At 41.3% G+C, this 17,585-nt stretch carries 20 protein-coding genes and 1 riboswitch; of the genes, 7 read left to right on the top strand and 13 right to left on the bottom strand.

What is annotated here, in order from left to right; translation table 11 throughout:
* Positions 1-191: 191 nt before the first annotated feature.
* The 4 genes from G6R02_RS00525 to G6R02_RS20290 all read right to left on the bottom strand — a co-directional run bounded on the left by G6R02_RS00525 (position 192) and on the right by G6R02_RS20290 (position 4,043).
* Positions 192-1,847: an FAD-binding dehydrogenase gene (locus G6R02_RS00525; protein ID WP_164667293.1), complete on the bottom strand. Its 1,656-nt coding sequence runs from the start codon at positions 1,845-1,847 to the stop codon at positions 192-194.
* Between the two features lie 281 nt (positions 1,848-2,128).
* Positions 2,129-2,746, bottom strand: coding sequence for a class I SAM-dependent methyltransferase (locus G6R02_RS00520; protein WP_164667292.1), 618 nt, complete (start codon positions 2,744-2,746; stop codon positions 2,129-2,131).
* A gap of 19 nt (positions 2,747-2,765) precedes the next feature.
* Positions 2,766-3,287, bottom strand: a complete 522-nt coding sequence (locus G6R02_RS20295) for an MFS transporter (RefSeq protein WP_343032886.1) — start codon at positions 3,285-3,287, stop codon at positions 2,766-2,768.
* A 30-nt stretch (positions 3,288-3,317) separates the two neighbouring features.
* Positions 3,318-4,043 carry an MFS transporter gene (locus G6R02_RS20290; RefSeq protein WP_343032885.1) on the bottom strand — a complete coding sequence of 242 codons (726 nt, stop codon included), beginning with the start codon at positions 4,041-4,043 and terminating at the stop codon, positions 3,318-3,320.
* 134 nt (positions 4,044-4,177) lie between these two features.
* On the opposite strand from G6R02_RS20290, the gene G6R02_RS00510 reads away from it, so the two are divergent.
* The 3 genes from G6R02_RS00510 to G6R02_RS00500 all read left to right on the top strand — a co-directional run bounded on the left by G6R02_RS00510 (position 4,178) and on the right by G6R02_RS00500 (position 5,383).
* The gene (locus tag G6R02_RS00510) at positions 4,178-4,363 is read left to right on the top strand and encodes an H-type small acid-soluble spore protein (RefSeq protein ID WP_164667291.1); all 186 of its coding nucleotides are present in this window, start codon (positions 4,178-4,180) and stop codon (positions 4,361-4,363) included.
* Positions 4,364-4,379: 16 nt separating this feature from the next.
* Positions 4,380-4,562 carry an H-type small acid-soluble spore protein gene (locus G6R02_RS00505; RefSeq protein WP_164667290.1) on the top strand — a complete coding sequence of 61 codons (183 nt, stop codon included), beginning with the start codon at positions 4,380-4,382 and terminating at the stop codon, positions 4,560-4,562.
* Positions 4,563-4,642: 80 nt separating this feature from the next.
* The gene (locus G6R02_RS00500) at positions 4,643-5,383 is read left to right on the top strand and encodes a CAP domain-containing protein (RefSeq protein ID WP_164667289.1); all 741 of its coding nucleotides are present in this window, start codon (positions 4,643-4,645) and stop codon (positions 5,381-5,383) included.
* Between the two features lie 4 nt (positions 5,384-5,387).
* Here G6R02_RS00500 and G6R02_RS00495 read toward each other — a convergent pair whose 3' ends face one another.
* Together G6R02_RS00495 and G6R02_RS00490 are read right to left on the bottom strand one after the other, a co-directional pair.
* On the bottom strand, positions 5,388-6,242 hold the full coding sequence (locus G6R02_RS00495; RefSeq protein WP_164667288.1) for a DUF2785 domain-containing protein: 855 nt from the start codon (positions 6,240-6,242) through the stop codon (positions 5,388-5,390).
* Between the two features lie 3 nt (positions 6,243-6,245).
* Positions 6,246-7,103 carry an alpha/beta fold hydrolase gene (locus G6R02_RS00490; protein WP_205520018.1) on the bottom strand — a complete coding sequence of 286 codons (858 nt, stop codon included), beginning with the start codon at positions 7,101-7,103 and terminating at the stop codon, positions 6,246-6,248.
* A gap of 249 nt (positions 7,104-7,352) precedes the next feature.
* Here G6R02_RS00490 and G6R02_RS00485 point away from each other — a divergent pair, with 249 nt between their 5' ends.
* Positions 7,353-8,591 carry a dicarboxylate/amino acid:cation symporter gene (locus G6R02_RS00485; RefSeq protein WP_164667287.1) on the top strand — a complete coding sequence of 413 codons (1,239 nt, stop codon included), beginning with the start codon at positions 7,353-7,355 and terminating at the stop codon, positions 8,589-8,591.
* Positions 8,592-8,644: 53 nt separating this feature from the next.
* Here G6R02_RS00485 and G6R02_RS00480 read toward each other — a convergent pair whose 3' ends face one another.
* Positions 8,645-9,634: a methyl-accepting chemotaxis protein gene (locus tag G6R02_RS00480; protein ID WP_164667286.1), complete on the bottom strand. Its 990-nt coding sequence runs from the start codon at positions 9,632-9,634 to the stop codon at positions 8,645-8,647.
* A gap of 39 nt (positions 9,635-9,673) precedes the next feature.
* Positions 9,674-10,063: a hypothetical protein gene (locus G6R02_RS00475; protein ID WP_164667285.1), complete on the bottom strand. Its 390-nt coding sequence runs from the start codon at positions 10,061-10,063 to the stop codon at positions 9,674-9,676.
* 151 nt (positions 10,064-10,214) lie between these two features.
* On the opposite strand from G6R02_RS00475, the gene G6R02_RS00470 reads away from it, so the two are divergent.
* Positions 10,215-10,655, top strand: coding sequence for a hypothetical protein (locus G6R02_RS00470; RefSeq protein WP_164667284.1), 441 nt, complete (start codon positions 10,215-10,217; stop codon positions 10,653-10,655).
* A 264-nt stretch (positions 10,656-10,919) separates the two neighbouring features.
* On the opposite strand, the gene G6R02_RS00465 is transcribed toward G6R02_RS00470, so the two are convergent.
* The 4 genes from G6R02_RS00465 to G6R02_RS00450 form a co-directional block, all read right to left on the bottom strand.
* Entirely contained in the window at positions 10,920-11,465 is a 546-nt protein-coding gene (locus G6R02_RS00465) for a helix-turn-helix domain-containing protein (RefSeq protein WP_281347118.1), read from the bottom strand.
* A gap of 205 nt (positions 11,466-11,670) precedes the next feature.
* Entirely contained in the window at positions 11,671-12,576 is a 906-nt protein-coding gene (locus tag G6R02_RS00460; RefSeq protein ID WP_164667283.1) for a hydroxymethylglutaryl-CoA lyase, read from the bottom strand.
* Positions 12,577-12,965: 389 nt separating this feature from the next.
* On the bottom strand, positions 12,966-13,154 hold the full coding sequence (locus G6R02_RS00455) for an anti-repressor SinI family protein (RefSeq protein WP_164667282.1): 189 nt from the start codon (positions 13,152-13,154) through the stop codon (positions 12,966-12,968).
* A 28-nt stretch (positions 13,155-13,182) separates the two neighbouring features.
* Positions 13,183-13,269, bottom strand: a riboswitch (cyclic di-GMP riboswitch).
* 103 nt (positions 13,270-13,372) lie between these two features.
* A complete protein-coding gene (locus tag G6R02_RS00450; RefSeq protein ID WP_164667281.1) occupies positions 13,373-14,782 on the bottom strand; it encodes an alpha/beta hydrolase in 1,410 nt (469 codons plus the stop codon).
* Positions 14,783-14,978: 196 nt separating this feature from the next.
* Between G6R02_RS00450 and G6R02_RS00445 the strand changes: the two genes are divergently transcribed.
* Complete coding sequence (locus G6R02_RS00445; RefSeq protein WP_164667280.1) at positions 14,979-15,941, top strand: calcium/sodium antiporter; 963 nt, start codon at positions 14,979-14,981, stop codon at positions 15,939-15,941.
* Positions 15,942-16,078: 137 nt separating this feature from the next.
* Positions 16,079-16,831, top strand: coding sequence for a Bax inhibitor-1/YccA family protein (locus tag G6R02_RS00440; protein WP_164667279.1), 753 nt, complete (start codon positions 16,079-16,081; stop codon positions 16,829-16,831).
* A gap of 41 nt (positions 16,832-16,872) precedes the next feature.
* Here the strand turns inward: G6R02_RS00440 and G6R02_RS00435 are convergent, their stop codons facing one another.
* A complete protein-coding gene (locus G6R02_RS00435) occupies positions 16,873-17,487 on the bottom strand; it encodes an NUDIX hydrolase (RefSeq protein ID WP_164667278.1) in 615 nt (204 codons plus the stop codon).
* Positions 17,488-17,585: the final 98 nt, after the last annotated feature.

The raw sequence follows: 17,585 nt of genomic DNA, 5'->3' as shown, positions 1-17,585 counted from the left end.
AATCCCCCTATTTGTTATTAATAGCTAAATCATTTCATAATCCTCGTTATATTTTAACATACATATCAAATTACCTTATTAAGTGCTATTCAAGAAACTGGTCCTATTGTTTCTAAACAATAAACCCACTTCCATCAACGCTTCACAGACACCAGTCTGCCACAGTTTCACACGTTCATTTGAATGTCCCATTATTTCAATGTTTCCGCTATTGCCCGTCCTGCTTCACGACCGGTGAACAGGCAACCGCCAAGAAATGTTCCTTCGAGCGCACGATATCCGTGTACGCCACCGCCACCAAACCCAGAGACCTCACCGGCTGCATAAAGACCGGGAATGGCTTCACCTGCTTCATTCAGCACATTTCCCGATAAATCTGTCTGTAGTCCGCCTAATGTTTTACGGCTGAGGATGTTCAGCCTGACAGCAATCAGCGGGCCATTCTTCGGATCGAGCATTTTATGTGGAGCAGCAACCCGGATTAATTTATCCCCACGATATGTTCGTGCTCCACGCATCGCCGTTATTTGGAGATCCTTCGTAAACGTATTATCAATTTCACGGTCCCGCGCTTCGACCTGACGTTTAATATGCTCGATATCCAGCATCTTTTTTCCAGTCAGTTTATTCATGCCGATAACAAGATTATGAATATTATCAGCAACAACAAAATCCTCACCTTTTTCCATAAAAGCATTAACCGGATCAGGAGCACCTGGAAGGACACGGCTTAATAACTTTTTAATGCTTTTTCCGGTCAAATCAGGATTCTGTTCGGAGCCGGAAAGTGCGAATTCACGTTCAATTATTCGTTGCGTCAAAATGAACCAGGAATAGTCGTAACCCGTTTTTTGAATTGTTTCAAGTGTACCGAGTGTGTCGAAGCCCGGAAAATTAGGAGCCGGTAGCCTTTTTCCGGTAGCATCCAGCCATAACGATGATGGTCCCGGGAGTATTCGTATTCCGTGTTTCCACCAGACCGGGTTCCAATTTTTTATTCCTTCCGTATAGTGCCACATCCGGTCCCGGTTAACGATTCGTCCACCTGCTTCCTCTGTAATGGAAATCATCCGTCCATCAACATGTGCCGGGACACCAGAAATCATATTTTGGGGAGGTTTGCCAAGACGGCTCGGCCAATTTTCACGGATCAACTCAAAGTTTGCACCAATCCCGCCGCTTGTCACCAATACAGCCTCAGCTTCATACTCAAAGTCATCAATTATGTCTCGATTGCTTTCTTCACCACGGTCAGCTGAACTTTGCGCGAGAACCGCCCCTCCTGCTCCGACAATTTTGCCGTTGCGGATGATAAGGTTGTCAACGCGATGTCTTGGAAGGAATTCCACAAGCCCATTTTCCATATGTTCGCGCACACTTTTTTCAAATGGGGCGACAATTCCAGGACCTGTTCCCCATACAATATGAAAACGGGGCACTGAGTTCCCGTGTCCCTCTGCATCATACCCACCACGTTCTGCCCAGCCAACTACCGGAAAGAACCGTACTCCCATTTCCCGGAGCCATTCCCGTTTTTCCCCGGCAGCAAAATCAACATACGCCTCTGCCCATTTCTTCCCCCAATAATCCTCGTCATCTTCCCTGTCAAAACCTGCCGTACCAAGCCAATCCTGCCATGCCAGTTCTTTTGAATCTTTTACTCCCATCCGGCGCTGTTCCGGTGAGTCGACTAGAAACAGACCGCCAAAGGACCACCATGCCTGTCCGCCAAATGAACTTTCAGGCTCCTGATCCAAAAGAAGCACTTTTTTACCGGCATCTGCAAGCTCTTTTGTGGCAACTAACCCTGCAAGTCCTGCTCCAATTACGATTACATCATGATACAAGATTATATCTCCCTCTCTGCAGATTGTTAGTTTAAACATATTTGAAATTTTTTAAAAAGTCAATAATCAGAAGCCGATACAAACATGTGGGTCGCTTCTGAATTCTTGGCGGACATATATTCCGTTATCCATCTAAAATAACACCCTATCTGCGTTTTGGAGGACATTTTTTCCGTTATCTGGTTACATTTGCAGCCTAACTGCACTTTTTTTGTTCAATAACGGAACATATGTCCGCGAACAACTGAGACAAACATGAAAAAAAGCCTGCCCAGGCAGACTTATTTTTGGCAAATGGCGATACCAAGTGGATATTCAGTTTCAAGTTCTCCCGCAGCAGGCGTTATAAGTGCACCTTTTTGAAAATAATAATGTGCGGATGTGTAATTCCGAAACAAATCCTTAAACTCATCAACAGTCAGTTGGTGGACATGGAACGGCTGTCCGCTTGGTATGCCACGCCCCTTGCCAAATGGAGTCGACAAAATGAGGGTCCCTCCAGGTTTCAGCATCTGATAAATACTCGCTAAAAATTGCCTTTCATCTTCTACATGCTCAATTGTTTCAAAACTGAGGATGCAATCAAACTGCCCCAATTCCCCCGGCAATTCTAAATCCGTTACATCGCCTTCCACGTATTTCGAAAGCGGGTGAAAATAGGTGGCACGTGCGTATTTCACCGCCTCCGAATCGAGGTCAACACCAACAACTTCCTGTACGCTTTCCTTACATTTTTTTGCGATCATATGACTTCCATAGCCGGTACCACTTGCAAAATCGAGCACACGTCCATACGCATATTCACATGCAAACTGGTACCTTGCCACATGCTCAATCAGTAAATCATTGGTTATTTTCATCTTTTCGGGAATAACCCGTTCGCCTGTATCTTTTAACATCACCTTCACCGCTTTATAGTTATTTTGCTTCCAGCTTAGCTTTTTCAGGCTTTCGCGCCAGTAGTGCACAAATAAGACCCATTGCCGGGAAAATTAGAGATGTAAGCAGAACCGGCGTGTAATTATGGAAAATATCAAAACCTGCACCAAACGGCAGTGGCCCGAGTGATGAACCGATTACCACCATTGTCATGCCTACACCGTTAATACTGCCTACATATTTTCTCCCAAAATAATCCGGCCAGATGACGTTCATGCCAATCCGCTCCAGGCCATTTGCGATACCCCATAATATTCCAAACACAACCGCCATCAGCAGACTGTTTGTCATCAAAAGCAATATAAGGAAAATAATTTCAATCACAAAAACAATTGCCAGCAGATAATTCGTTTGGATTTTTTCAGTTATAAACCCTGAAATAAGTGACATCGGAAGTCCCACAATAGCCATTAAACTTAATACCATCGCGGCAATTGCCGGGGACAGCCCGTTCGTATCAAAAATCGAAATAATATGAAATGTAATTCCTGTGTTAATCATTGCCGGTATGCCGACGCTAATTAAAATACCTCAGAAAGCCCAGGTACGCATTGCTTCTTTCAGCGTCCAATCTTCCTCAGCTTCAGGAAGAGCCGTGCCCATAACTGGCCCTTTTCCTTCGTCCAAAGAAGCTTTAAATCCATCCGGTTCAAGCCCCATTTCCTCCGGGCGGTTGCGAACACCGAATAAAGCAATCGGGACAAATACAACGAGGAGCATCACACCCCAGAAACGCCAGGCAATTTGCCAATCCCATGTCTGAATAATCCACGTATTAACAATCGGAAACAGCATCGCACTTAGAAAGCTCCCAATTGTCATAAAGCTGAAGGCACGTCCTCTTTTTTTCACGAACCATTGGGCAACAAGCGTGTTCGGAATCAGTGACATCGTTCCCTGACCTAACAGACGTACCAAAAAGAAGCCAATTGCCAGCATGAACATATTCGTGACCATACTGTTGAAAAAGCAGGCAAAGGCGAAAACCGTACCCAATGTCACCATCATGAAGCGCTGACCAAATCTGTCAATGAAACGCCCAACAAACATCATAATAAGACCGGCAGCGAGTGTGGCTGATGAATATAAACTGGAAACCTCTGTACGTGACCAGCCAAAATCGTTTATGTATTGATCAATGAATGCCGAGTTGGAATAGGTTTGACCTGGACCGGAGAAGAAAATTCCCAATCCGCCAATAAATACGATAAACCAACCATAATAAAATTTCTGAAAAAACCCTTTTTTGCCTAACAAAGCTGCACCTCCATACAGAGAAAATATTACGACAAAATACGCTTCAATACAACAAGGGAATTGGTTATTTCATCCTTGTATATTACCTTTTGCCGCGCAAAAAATATACGTGAGGCCGCAGAAAGGAGATTACTATGGAAAGTAAGCGTGTACAGGAGATAATGGATTCCATAACAATGATCAACGTAAAATATCACGGTATCCCCGTTTATATACAGGAAGTAAATACGGATAGTGAAATGGCAACCATATTCCCACTTGATGAGATGCACAATGAACAGCAGGTTGATTTACAAGGTTTATTTGAAGATGGTCCATAACAAGGAGGATATTTATATGAACAGGCAACGAGCAGAAGAAATTGCACAATCAGCTAATATGAAAAACGTTATGTACAACGGAGAACAGATCTATATCCAGCACGTAAACGAAGGATCTGAAACAGCACGGGTTTTCGCACTAAATGACCCGGAGAATGAATTTGATGCACAGCTGGCAAATCTGAACGAAAAGATGTAAGCCTGCTTTTATTTTCCATATATATTTTTTTCACAGAAGGAAATAGTAAGCAAAAACAGGCATAAGGAGATGTAGGAGTAATGAAATCAGTTAAATTGTTTGCAGGCCTGATATGTTTACTATTTCTGGTTCTGACAGCGTGTAATGACAATACACCGCAAAGTCAGAATGATGATGACACCAACCTTATTTCAACGATAAAGACGGACAAACCAAGTCAAAATTACACCACACAGAATGTTCGTCAAAGGGATAATAATAATTTTCCTTTTGGCATGTTCGGATTGGATGAGCGTGACCAAAACCGGAACACTGATGGAGAGCCGAGAGAATTTCAAAGACGAGAGGAACAAAATCAGCAGCAGCGTATTCAGCAGGAGAGAGGTCAGCAGGAAGATCAGACGGACGGAAGAAACCAGGATGAACCGCAAATACAGCAATCCATTAATGAATATGCATCAACTGTCATTAAATTAACAAATCAGGAAAGACGAAACAAAGGTCTGTCTGAATTACAGGTGTCCAAAAAGCTTAGCAGGGTTGCAAGGAAAAAGTCGCAGAATATGAATAACCAATCATACTTTTCACATACCAGTCCAAGATATGGATCCCCGTTTGAGATGATGCGTCAATTTGATGTATCTTATCAATCGGCAGGGGAAAACATTGCGAGGGGTCAGCAAACACCCCAACAGGTTGTTGACGCATGGATGAATAGTCAGGCACACCGGGAAAATATATTGAATGAGAATTTCACCCATATTGGTGTTGGATATACAGCAGACGGCAACTACTGGACACAGATGTTCATTCAAAAATAATTGCTTAATCCAGCTCGTAGACCCAGGAATTGATATCTTTTACCGTTTTGATTAGGATTGACAGACATTCATCAGCTGCTTTAAATGAATCCTCATTAAGCAGAATTTGAAAATAAAGGCTGCGGAGAAACCCCTTCGTGTTCGTATAAGCACTACCGCCACCGTCAGTATCTAAATGGTCCAGCCATTTATTTCCGTGGAAGGTGGAAAACCTCCGCAGCCATTGTTCAACAAATGATAACTCCACCAGCTCCCTCCTGAGTAAACTGAAGACAGCAAAAGCCAGCCGTTCATCCTCGGCTGCTGCATAGGTATGGTTAACTTTTTGCATTAGCTTGTTTTGAATCGTCATCAGGATATGTTGTAAATCCATTTCTTCCATACGGCGATTTCGTGCCAATGATCCCAAGAGGTCAGCGGCATGTGCTGTCGAATGTGCCCAGCCTTTTTCAGGAACATAACCCCGAAGATCATGTTCGTGATTAAAATATTCAACTGCATTTTTCAAAAGCGTATGAACATCCTCTTTTCCAAGAATTTGTCTCTCATTATCGTATTCAACGATCCCCATTAGGATTAACACTGAAAATGACCTCAGAAAAACAGTGTCTGTCTCCCTTTCGCCAAGTCCCGATTTCAGATTTAGCATCATTTCCTTCATTAGTTGCTTCATTTCCTCTTTTGAATAGTAATCCCGATCCATCCATTCACATATAGTTGGAAATGCAATTTCATCACGTAATACAGGGTCAGTCGAACCAAGGTAACCTTTCAGCTCCTCCGTAAGTTCAGAAATGTTGAACCCTGTTGGAATTTTGTAATCAGTTGCACGAAGGCTTTGCCAAAATTGTTTGTTCATCTTTTATTCTCCTTGAAAAAATAATCTTATATCGCCCAAAAGCGATGGATCACTCCAGTGTACATAGTGGCCACCATCAACAGCACGGTATGAAATTGGAAGCTGCTTGTGTTGCTGCAATTTGTTTATGTGCTTATGAGTAGATGCCTGTTCGCCTTCATTTACTCCATCAAACGTCGCATAGGCAAGGTATGTCGGAACCTTTACACCCTTGAGCATTTCAGGCAAATTTAAATTATAAAATCCAAACATCAGATTTAATCCATCTGTTGAAACAGCAGTTTGATTATGTAATGCTTTTCGCACATACTCACTATCCTCAATAGAAACCATTTTACAAAAACGCTGTACTTCCAACTCAAAATCGGTATTGTTTTGATCTCCTGAAAATAACGGACTCAGCAGGTTTAAAGCAGGCTTTCCAAAAATCATTGTAAAAAAATTCAACACCGGAAAGGCGTACGCAAATACACCAAACTCTGATTTTGGAATTCTTGAAAATGGCTTATGGCCCTGATCAAGCAGCACCAGCTTATTTACCCTGTCTGGAAAATGAAAAGTAAATGCCAATAAAACGGCTCCTCCCAGCGAATGGCCAATCAGATTAGCTTTGTCGATTTGCTTTTGGTCCAAGTACTCCTTCAACCATTTTGCCATCTCAAGCGAAGTGATACGGTTTGCCTGGATTCCCATTCCCTTGCCTAAACCCGGCAGGTCCATCATATGTGTTTCATAGTCATTCTGGAGATACACAGCAATATTGAGTCCCTCGTTCCCGGAAAATCCTCCTCCAGGAAGGAAAATAACCGGTTTCCCATTCCCTGTTTTTTCTACGTAATAATCATACAGCACATTATTCATTATATTAGTCACCTCTTCCAGTACATTTCGACATTTATTTCCAAATCACCTTCTTTCCCAAATATTATCTGTTTTTTCCAGCAGTATTGGGGAAAATAAAACACGTAGAAACATGAGCAGTGGTTTTGACAATGCATAGGATGTGCTGTATGTTGAATAATTGAATTCCGATTAATTTTATAGGATTAATATTAAAAAGCTTTGTTAATCGGAGCTTTTAAATATATGCTTAATACAAAGGGGGATTATATGAAGGCCATTTGGAGAAGTTATATTGAGGCGTCGCTTATTTTGAAAATCACCATTGCACTCATTCTTGGTATTATCGTCGGGTTAATCTTTGGACCGGATGCATCTGTCCTGGCGCCTTTCGGGGATTTGCTGCTCCGTCTGCTTAAGTTTCTGATTGTACCACTTGTACTGTTTACATTAATTGTCGGGGTCAATCAGTCAAAAATGGGTGATCTGGGGCGCATGGGCGGAAAGGTGTTTGGATATTACGTACTCACATCTGCTTTCGCCATCATCGTTGGAATCTCTGTCGCGAGCTTGTTCGATCCGGGTACCGGGATGACGCTTGATACAAGCGAAAAATTTGAAGTACCTGAAAATCCAGGCGTCACAAGTGTTATCTTAAGTATCGTTCCGGAAAATATTATAACTGCTTTCAGTGAACTCAATCTGCTGGGAATTATTTTCACCGCACTTGCGTTTGGAATTGCGATTTCTGCTTTAAGGTCGTCAAAAGAATATGGTGAACTCGGCGAAAGTGTTTATAACGTTGTAAATGGATTAAATGAAGCAACGTTGAACATCATGCGGGTTATCATACAATATATACCAATCGGGATTTTTGCCATTATTGCAGATGTCGTCGGCAACCAGGGGGCAGATGCGTTAATTGAACTTGGCAGTATGGTAGGCGTACTCTATGTTGCACTAATAGTTCAGCTTGTGTTTTACATTATTTTCATGATTTTATCAAAAGTAAATATAAAACAATTCTTTTCAAAGGCACGCACACCTATGGTAACTGCTTTTGTTACACAAAGCAGTTCGGGTACATTGCCAATAACATTGGATGCTGCGAAAAATTTGAAGCTGTCCAAGAGCCTTTATGGCTTTAGCTTACCATTAGGCGCCACCATGAATATGGATGGTGCGGCTATCCGTATAGCTGTATCAGCTGTCTTTGCAGCAAATGTAATCGGTGACCCGCTCAGCTTTGCCGACATGCTGCAGGTCGTACTGATTGGTACACTGGCATCTGTTGGTACTGCAGGAGTTCCCGGTGCCGGCATTATTATGATAGCCACTGTCTTTGCACAGGTAGGACTGCCAATGGAAGCAGTCGGACTATTGACTGCCATTGATGTACTTGTCGGAATGGGCTGTACTGCCTTGAATGTTACCGGTGACTTGGCCGGAACGTCGATCATTAATAAATCGGAAGCGAAACGGAAAAAGGAACAACCTATTGCAAAATAATTTTTCCAGCGTAAAAAACCGCTGCATCCTCATTAAGGGTGCAGCGGTTTTCATTAGCTCGTTCCAATCTTCTCTTTTTCAAAGTCCCCAGCATAATCAGCCAATTCCTCCGCATGTTTTGCCACTTCTTTCGTGGAATTCGTTAATTCTTCCATACTTTCAGCTGACTGGTATGCTTGTTCTGTGTTTTCTTCGCTGATTTCCTGGATTTCTACATTATTATTGCTCAACTCTTCATTCTTTTGTCTGATTTCATTTGCACTTTCATTCACCATTAATAATGCTTCTTTGATTTCTTCAACCGTAGCAACGATATTATTAAAGGATTCATTGGTCTCCTTTACGACTTCATCCTGTTTACCGGCGATATCATTCGTTTTTTCAATGTGCTCAACCGTGTGTTTGACCTGTTCTTCAACAACCACAATTGTTTCCTCGATATCTTTCGTTGCAGTCGCTGATTGCTCCGCCAGTTTCCGTACTTCTTCGGCCACGACTGCAAACCCGCTTCCGTATTCTCCGGCTTTTGCCGCCTCAATAGACGCATTCAACGATAATAAATCGGTTTGTTTAGCAATTTTCTTTATCGTTTCTGTGAAAGTGCTAATTTGTTCAATCTGCTTATTCAAATCTAATATATCCGTGACAATTTGCTGAGATATGTCCAGGTTTTCCATCGAAATATTTTTCAGCTTGATGATTGTTTCTTCTCCATCTTCAGTGGTTTTTTTTGTTTTATCGATCTTTATTTCCACACTTCCGGACCTATCATCGATTTTGGAAATAAGCTCATTCAGTTCTTCTATTAAGAGCGTATTCTGCATGGATTTCTCAGCCTGTTTCACCGAGCTGTCTGTTATACTGTCAACGTAGTTTTTATTTTCATTTGCCTGCGAGTTTGCCTTCTCTGCCAACGAAGCCAAGTTACCGGAAAACTGATTCAGCTTTTCTTTTATTTCAATTTCCTTTTCTTCCGACTCATTGCTTTGAATCTCAGGTTCTACAGGTGTATGTACTTCTTTTTTGAACAAATTTTTAATCAAATCCCTACCCCCTAAACGCGATGTTTCTTTTTATATCGGCTAAACTTCCGATTTATTAGAGGCTAGGTCATCCAAAAACTCCAAGGCTTTTTCATAACTTGGAAATGGTACTTCGAGTTCATCAACTTTTGATTCCTTGCTGACTTCCTCCAGCTGTCTCTCAATCAGCTTTTTATCCATTACGCCGCCAACTTTGTGGATTTTTGACCGAATCCATTTTTGCTGCTCACCGATTGCGACCTTGGCATCAGGACTGAAAACTTTCATGTCTTTTACATCAACCATTAAATAAAATTTCTGACTTCCAAATTGCTTATATACTGCATCCAGTTCCCTTGTTGCCTCTTTCACTTCACTTTCCTTTACCATACCTTCCCATTTCAGCATTGCAATTTTTTTCCGTTCGTTTATAACCTTTACCGTATACATCGTACTCCCTCCTTGTCTTTATTTTACACTTTTTTCCTTCATAAATAAATCAAAAGGCCTATTTATTTTGAATTTATTAAAGAATTTCGAATTCTGTTTGGTTTTTTATGGTAAAATAACTTGTAGAGTAAATATATGAAGGGGAATTAGTATGAACTATAAGCTCTTATTAGTATTGATTTTGTCCTATTCATTGGCATTTTCAGTCAATTTTATGCCTTCCATTAAGCATCCTGACTCAAATATGAATATGCTGAACTTACTTGTATCACTTTTGTTTGTGCTCATTTTATTTTTGTACGCCAGAAAAGGAAATAAGATATTCAGGATCTTTACAATTGCTGGCGTCACTTCTGGGATAATCGTATTTGTCATCACCAGATTTGAACACCTGATGTACAATAATGTGCTGTTGGATATGATCGCATCCATCCAGTATCCGCTTTACCTGATCTTTATTACACCGTTGTTTGGCGGAAATATTGCATTCGGGATGAGTTATGGAGCATACGGCTTATTGATGTCATTGGTTTACGGACTTGTGTTCATTGTCAGTACCGGTTTCAAAAAGAAAAACGTACAATACGTATAGAAAAAACGCTTGAACCGGCAAATTGCGTTCAAGCGTTTTGTTATTATTTGGTATCGCCTTTTTGGAGGACATATTTTCCGTTATTTTTAAAAATTACACTGAATTTACTGTTTTGCCGGACATATTTTCCGTTAGCAAACAAAATCTGAAAGGAATTGCTGCTTTTTTTGATGATTAGCGGAACATATGTCCGTAAACATCGTCAAAACAGTGTTTTTACTATAAATAACGGAATAAATGTCCGCGCATTCTGTTTGCTGCAACCTAGGCGTCACTGTCAATAAATACTGTCAGCACTTTGGCCCCGTCATTATCCACCGGGATGAATAAATGCGGTTTGACACCTCTGAAATAAGCCGTATCCCCTTTTTCCATGATCTGCTTTTCCCCGTCGTAAAACAAATCAATCGAGCCTTCCACAATATAAATAAACTCGTCCTGTGAATGGGTATACGGTTCATGCCTCAGATTTGTGTCCTTTGGGGTGACATGTACTATTGTCGGCTCAATCCGTGAAAAGCGGGATCTGTTCGCAAGCAGTTCAAAGGAATACCCCATATTTTCATCGTTCGCACTTATTCGCCGTTCTGCTTTTGGAAGCACGACAAGATCTGTTTCAGGATGCCCGTCCAGGACCCAGGACAGTGGTACATCCATTGCTTCACTGATTTTCGATAACGTTGCAACGGCGGATGATGTTTGTCCATTTTCTATTTTTGACAACAGGCTTTTGGAGATGCCGCACTGATCTGCTATTTGCTGCTGTGTTTTTTTGCAACGCACGCGTGCTTGTTTTACTTTTTTTCCAATGTTTTGTATGTCTATGGGAATTCTCTCCTTCCGCCTTCGAATTGTTTACGATGTTCTTTTATCTTAGGATAGATTATTTTTTTTGTTAAGGCAAGAACGGGTGTTACGCAAAAAAACAGAAAGTCATCATTTCCGATACGCTAAACGAAAATAATGACTTTTATAGCTGTCAACTATCCTTTTCCCGTTCACCCGGATGACACTTTCAAAGCTGGCTTGCGGTGTATGCAAGCGACTTACTCGGAAGGGTTTTTCCAAGTTTATTTTGAATATAAAGTGCTGCTTCCTGAAGTTTTTTATCGTTCATTCCTGTCTCAATTCCAAGTCCGTGCAGCAAGTATAATACATCGTTCGTTGCCACATTACCCGCAGCACCCGGAGCATACGGGCAACCGCCCAGACCGCCGATTGAACTGTCAAAGCGGGTAATTCCATATTCCATTGACGCCATAATATTGGCAATGGCCATACCTCTTGTGTCATGGTAATGCATAATTATTTTTTCTTTTGAGAAACGCGCGAGTACAACATCCAGAAGCTGGTCGACCTGTGAAGGTACAGCCGTGCCAATCGTGTCACCAAGCGAAATGTCATCAACGCCAAATTCGAACAGTCTATCGCAAACACGAACGACCTGTTCAGGTGTGATTTTACCTTCATACGGGCAATCGAATACGGTCGATACATAACCCGTTACATGTTTGCCGGCTTGCTTTGCTTCATTAATGACTTCCTGCAGTATCGGATACGTTTCATCAATTGATTTATTAATATTTTTCTTGTTATGCGATTCACTGGCGGACATGAATACGGAGGCGCCGTCAATGCCAGCTTCCAGTGCAAGTTCCAGGCCTTTCATATTTGGAACCAGTGCAGAATAACGGACATCCGGATTGCGCTTGATTTTCTGACCGACTTCGTGCGCATCAGATAACGCAGGTACCCACTTCGGATGAACGAATGATGAATACTCGATTTCCTTAACTCCCGAATCGGAAAGCATATTAATCCAGTGCACCTTGTCTGCCGTTGAAACATGTTTCTTCTCATTCTGCAGTCCGTCACGCGGTCCAACTTCCTTAATCTGAACAAACTCCGGCCAACGTCCCATGATTCACCCTCCTCTAATTTTTAAAAAATAGTTTATGAATGCGCTTACACCATTGATACATAAATAGGTATTTGCATTTGCAAAAACCTTGCTGATTATGAAAAATTTATCCGTTTCTATATACTATTCAATCAAGTTTATTTTGATTCAACATTGTTGAATTAACTATATAATAAATAATCCCGTCCTGTCAAACAGAGAAACTCGGCATTCGCCTCGTTTTTACAGAAGTCAGAGGCTGGAGGTCGGATTGGAGCCATATCGGCGAGATAGCCATTTCATTATTTTACTGCTTCCTGATTTTTATAGTACTGGAATATTTTTGGCACAAAAAAAGCCTTTCCTCATCAGAAAGGGCGAATGTTTTATTCTCATATTTTCTCTTTAAATTACTTTCGACTACTCTGCCAAGCGGGTCTGTTTTTAATACTGACGATTAGATTATCCTCCATAACACATTTTTTGCCGCTTCCACTGAAAAGATCATGCAAATCGTCCTTGGTTATTCCTTGCCGCTTCGCCTCCGAAATCAGTTCTACCCACTCCCGATCAAGTCCTGTAATTACTTCCTCCCCCATACTCCCCCTCCTAAAATACATTCGCATTTCAGGCAGCCCAGCCATCATAATTCCATTAAACCTTAGACCTGTGACTTTGCGTCCCTGTTTTTCAACAGGTTTGCCTTTTTCTGTTTTCTTCCTTTCTCCTGCTACCGACGCGTGAAAATTCTGTAAAAGATATAATAACAGATTCGCCATTACAGCATCATTACAATCAAGCGTATTGTAAAAAAATATTATGAATCAGTAAGGTGTTTCTCCATTTCTTCCCATTCACTCTCAATCCAATTACGCTGCTTCAAAAACCAGTCTTCATACAAGCCTGGCATCGGATTATCTGTTCTCTCACTTAGTATTTGTTTATATTTTTCTCCTTTTTCATTTGCTTCTTTCGTCAAATGGGCATCTTTGATTGCTTTTATATGGTTGAGCAAATCGGATTGAATTTCTCCCTGCAAATAAACGTGTTCCCGCTCGGTGACGAGTATCGGCAGGCTGTTACCTTTATCATTTACGGCCAACAGCTGCTTCAAATAATGTAAGGAGACACGCAGCCGGTTACGGGCGTTTGTTATATTAACTTCCGGCCAAAAAACATCACATAAATCATCGCGGGTTGCTGACTCCTGAATGACAAGGTAAGTGAGAATTTGTTTTGCTTTTCGTTTCCCCCATCCCTCCGTAATTCTCCTGCCATTAATATGAACACTGAAACCATGCATAATATTTACTTTCAGCTGATTAGCCGTTCGAACCGGGGCTTCCTTCTGATTCATCCTCCCTCTGATTTCTGTATACATTTGGATTGTGAGGTCTTTATGAAAGTCGTATTCAGACGTATTTCTGTTACCCTTATTTTTTTCAATAAAACGATTAATCCAATCAAATGTTATTTTCGGCTGATCCATCTGAATCATAAACGAAGCATACGGAACGGTAAAATACCTCGCATTGTAATTGAAATTCAGATTTGCACTATTTAGTTCCGGGGGATATGTCGTGTCTTCCGAGCCTGATAAAATAAGAATTGGTATTTCGATACGCTGAAACTTGTCTAAAGCAGCTTCCAACTCTCCCGAATGAAACAGCGCAAAATAAACTTCAGGTGACACTTTACGGTAAGCATCAAGCAATGGTTTGATTTTTTCTTCAGTAGAGGGATAACAAATTGACTTTACTATTTCCTTTCCCAGTGTCAATACTGACTGCTGTCCCTGGATCTTTTCTTTTCGGCCATTCACAACCTTGTCCGCGAGTTGCTTCGGATACTGAATCGGGACTGCAATTAATACAAGCGTTTTTAGAATATGTACATTTTGTGCCGCAGAATGTATAGCTATCAACCCGCCAAATCCCTGCGCAACGATATGTAATGACTTTATCCGAAGTTCAGAAATAAGGTGATTCAGATCCTGAGATAACAATTCAACTGTCAGTTTCTCGTCACCCGCATCACTTCCGCCATGTCCCCTGAAATCGTATCGTACAATATGATAATTCTTGCGGAAATAAGGAATAATAAAATCCCACGAGTAGTAATCCAGTCCTACCCCGTGTACCAGAAGCATTGTTTCTTCTGTATGCGGGTTATCCGATTCAATCCATTCATAATGAATACGTAAATCCCCTCGATTAAGCCATGCCACGTTAACACCCCCAATGCCTTACTTATCTCTCTATATGTAAGTTTCGTCAAAAAATGGGAAATTCCTCCTTATTGTTGCCAATTTGCATAATATTCCGTATTATCTTTTTTGCAGATTTGGTCTTTCAGAAAATAATAGTGTTAACCCAACTTTTGGTATAAACTAGTCTTAGTCCAGTTTGAAAGGGTAGGTTCGTGTGACTTATATGTTATTAATTGTGGGATTTGCTCTGCTAATTAAAGGTGCTGATTTCTTTGTTGAAGGTGCTTCAAAAATCGCCCGGGCACTGCATGTTTCCCCATTATTGATTGGTTTAACAATTGTAGCGTTTGGTACAAGCTCGCCGGAAGGAACCGTCAGTATTGTTGCTGCATTGGAGGAAAGTGCGGGCGTTTCGATTGGTAATGTAATCGGAAGCAATATTTTTAATATTACGCTGGTTGTTGGTCTGACAGCAATCCTGAATCCGCTGTCAGTAAAACGGGAGACCATCCGCAAACAGATCCCGTTTACCTTATTAGCTAGTATAGCTTTTCTTATCCTGATTAGTGATATCCGCCTTCAGTCGCTGGGAGAAAACCTGCTGACAAGAAGTGACGGACTGATTTTCCTGCTGTTCTTTGCGATTTTCTTATACTATTTGTTCGAAGTTGCCAGAACATCCAAAGATGAAGTTAACGATCAAAGCGAGGACAGCAAAACAAATTCATGGGTAAAAAACATCGCATTAACGATTGGTGGTCTGGCAGCAATTATTTTTGGCGGGGAACTGGTTGTCAGTAATGCAACAGACATCGCCATTTCATTTGGAATGAGCGAAACCATGGTTGGACTGACCATTGTGGCAGTCGGCACGTCATTACCGGAATTGATAACATCTGTCACGGCAGCTGTCAAAAAAGAAAGTGAGATTGCAGTCGGAAATATCGTCGGAAGTAATATATTTAATATCCTGCTCGTTCTCGGAAGTGCCTCTGTTATTTCACCGCTTGCTGTTGACAGCCAGGTTTTCGCTGATTCCTTATTAATGATCCTCCTGACCGGGCTCTTGCTCATTTTCTCAAGAACCAGCTACAGAGTCGGAAAAACTGAGGGCATGATACTGGTTGCCGCGTATGTACTGTACATGGCTTATGTCATTATGAGGAATTTAATGTGATGAGGAGACAAAAAGACAGACTCCTTGTCTCATCCAGTACATTCCAGATGATTGAATTGTTTTGTGACTAGACATAGATAAGTACCTCCTAATATGTAATAAACAAGCATACAATAGGTTTGAGAGGAGTGATTAATTTGGCTCGTTTAGGATCCTATTCACAAACTGCAAATCCGGCATGGAGCAATAAAGCGTTTCAGTCCGGAGATTATATTGCAAACCGGATGACCTTGCAGGGAACAGTTAATCGGACGATGTTTTTGTTTCTCGCTTTGCTTATCACGGCACTATTCACTTGGAATCAATATTTCAATGGTAACACCTCTACCGTGACAGGCTTACTGATACTCGGTTTAATTGCCGGGTTTATTCTGGCATTGATTACAATTTTTGTTCCAAAGGCTTCTCCGTTTACGTCTATTCCATATGCACTTGCTGAAGGCCTGGTACTCGGCGGAATATCAGCAATGTATGAATCACAGTATTATGGCATAACTATGCAGGCTGCAATGCTGACATTTGGCGTTCTTCTTTTCATGTTACTGTTGTACAAAACCGGACTGATCAAGGTTACCAAAAAATTCAGGATTGGCGTACTTTGTGCAACAGGTGCCATTTTACTCGCATATTTGGCAACCTTCATTATGCGACTGTTTGGAATGCATGATGTCCTATACCTGCACAACAGCGGCCCAATCGGCATCCTGATTAGCGTTGGGATTGTTATTGTGGCTGCATTGAATCTGGCACTTGATTTTGACCTGATTGAAAGAGGTGTAAAGCGCCAGGCACCAAAATATATGGAATGGTATGGTGCATTCGGGCTGATGGTGACATTGGTCTGGCTTTACCTTGAAATTCTGCGTTTGATTGCAAAACTGCGAAGGTGAGACAAAGCTCCGTGTCTCATTCGGACATGGAGCCTATTCTTTTAACGTATTACTTCCATAAAATGCGTTAAAATTTTAGCAGTGAGTCCCCAAATGGCTTTATCCTCATAAATATAAAATAATTCATCAATCTTACCCGGTCGCCAATTATAATTTTCACCGCCGGGAATCAATTCATATGGGAAACCTTCTTCCGGTTCTATTTTGGAGTATATGTGATGTATCTTTGGTGGATTTTCTATAAAAAAAGACAGCGGAACCTGAAACACCTCATCAACTTCAGAAGGATTTGGCTTTATAGATTCAGACTCAGTAATCAGACCCGTATACGGATAAACAATCATCCCATACGGGGAAACCAGATAATCCAGCGGAAATACATCTTTAATCTGGTCCCTGATGATTCCCAATTCTTCTGTCGTCTCTCTGACAGCCGTATCCTGTTCCGTTTTATCCTCTTTATCCATCCGTCCCCCGGGAAAACAAATCTCCCCAGGCTGTCGCCGCATTTTATGGGAACGAACCTCAAACAGAATATGGATTTCATTATCTTTTAGGACAAGCGGCAAGAGGACGGCAAATTTTGAAAATTCCTGATGGCCCAGGACGAATGGCGAATGATTTTTCAGTTTACTGTTAATTTTATCCAGTTCCATCGTTTCACCCCGAATCTCTATATTTCTACTATTATATCATGATTGATAAGGTATGATTATTCTTTTGAAATTATGAATCAGAATAGGGTCAAGCTGTT

Source organism: Virgibacillus doumboii, assembly GCF_902806455.1.
Taxonomy (GTDB): Bacteria; Bacillota; Bacilli; order Bacillales; family Amphibacillaceae; genus Lentibacillus; species Lentibacillus doumboii.
Note: the sequence above shows the minus strand (reverse complement) of the source record. Positions and strands in the feature narration are given on the sequence as shown.

Excerpts from the sequence above, each read along its gene's own strand:
- G6R02_RS00520 (WP_164667292.1), bottom strand. The coding sequence starts at position 2,746 with ATGTTAAAAGATACAGGCGAACGGGTTATTCCCGAAAAGATGAAAATA.
- G6R02_RS20295 (WP_343032886.1), bottom strand. The coding sequence starts at position 3,287 with ATGATTAACACAGGAATTACATTTCATATTATTTCGATTTTTGATACG.
- G6R02_RS00510 (WP_164667291.1), top strand. The coding sequence starts at position 4,178 with ATGGAAAGTAAGCGTGTACAGGAGATAATGGATTCCATAACAATGATC.
- G6R02_RS00505 (WP_164667290.1), top strand. The coding sequence starts at position 4,380 with ATGAACAGGCAACGAGCAGAAGAAATTGCACAATCAGCTAATATGAAA.
- G6R02_RS00500 (WP_164667289.1), top strand. The coding sequence starts at position 4,643 with ATGAAATCAGTTAAATTGTTTGCAGGCCTGATATGTTTACTATTTCTG.
- G6R02_RS00495 (WP_164667288.1), bottom strand. The coding sequence starts at position 6,242 with ATGAACAAACAATTTTGGCAAAGCCTTCGTGCAACTGATTACAAAATT.
- G6R02_RS00490 (WP_205520018.1), bottom strand. The coding sequence starts at position 7,103 with ATGAATAATGTGCTGTATGATTATTACGTAGAAAAAACAGGGAATGGG.
- G6R02_RS00485 (WP_164667287.1), top strand. The coding sequence starts at position 7,353 with ATGAAGGCCATTTGGAGAAGTTATATTGAGGCGTCGCTTATTTTGAAA.
- G6R02_RS00475 (WP_164667285.1), bottom strand. The coding sequence starts at position 10,063 with ATGTATACGGTAAAGGTTATAAACGAACGGAAAAAAATTGCAATGCTG.
- G6R02_RS00470 (WP_164667284.1), top strand. The coding sequence starts at position 10,215 with ATGAACTATAAGCTCTTATTAGTATTGATTTTGTCCTATTCATTGGCA.
- G6R02_RS00460 (WP_164667283.1), bottom strand. The coding sequence starts at position 12,576 with ATGGGACGTTGGCCGGAGTTTGTTCAGATTAAGGAAGTTGGACCGCGT.
- G6R02_RS00455 (WP_164667282.1), bottom strand. The coding sequence starts at position 13,154 with ATGGGGGAGGAAGTAATTACAGGACTTGATCGGGAGTGGGTAGAACTG.
- G6R02_RS00435 (WP_164667278.1), bottom strand. The coding sequence starts at position 17,487 with ATGGAACTGGATAAAATTAACAGTAAACTGAAAAATCATTCGCCATTC.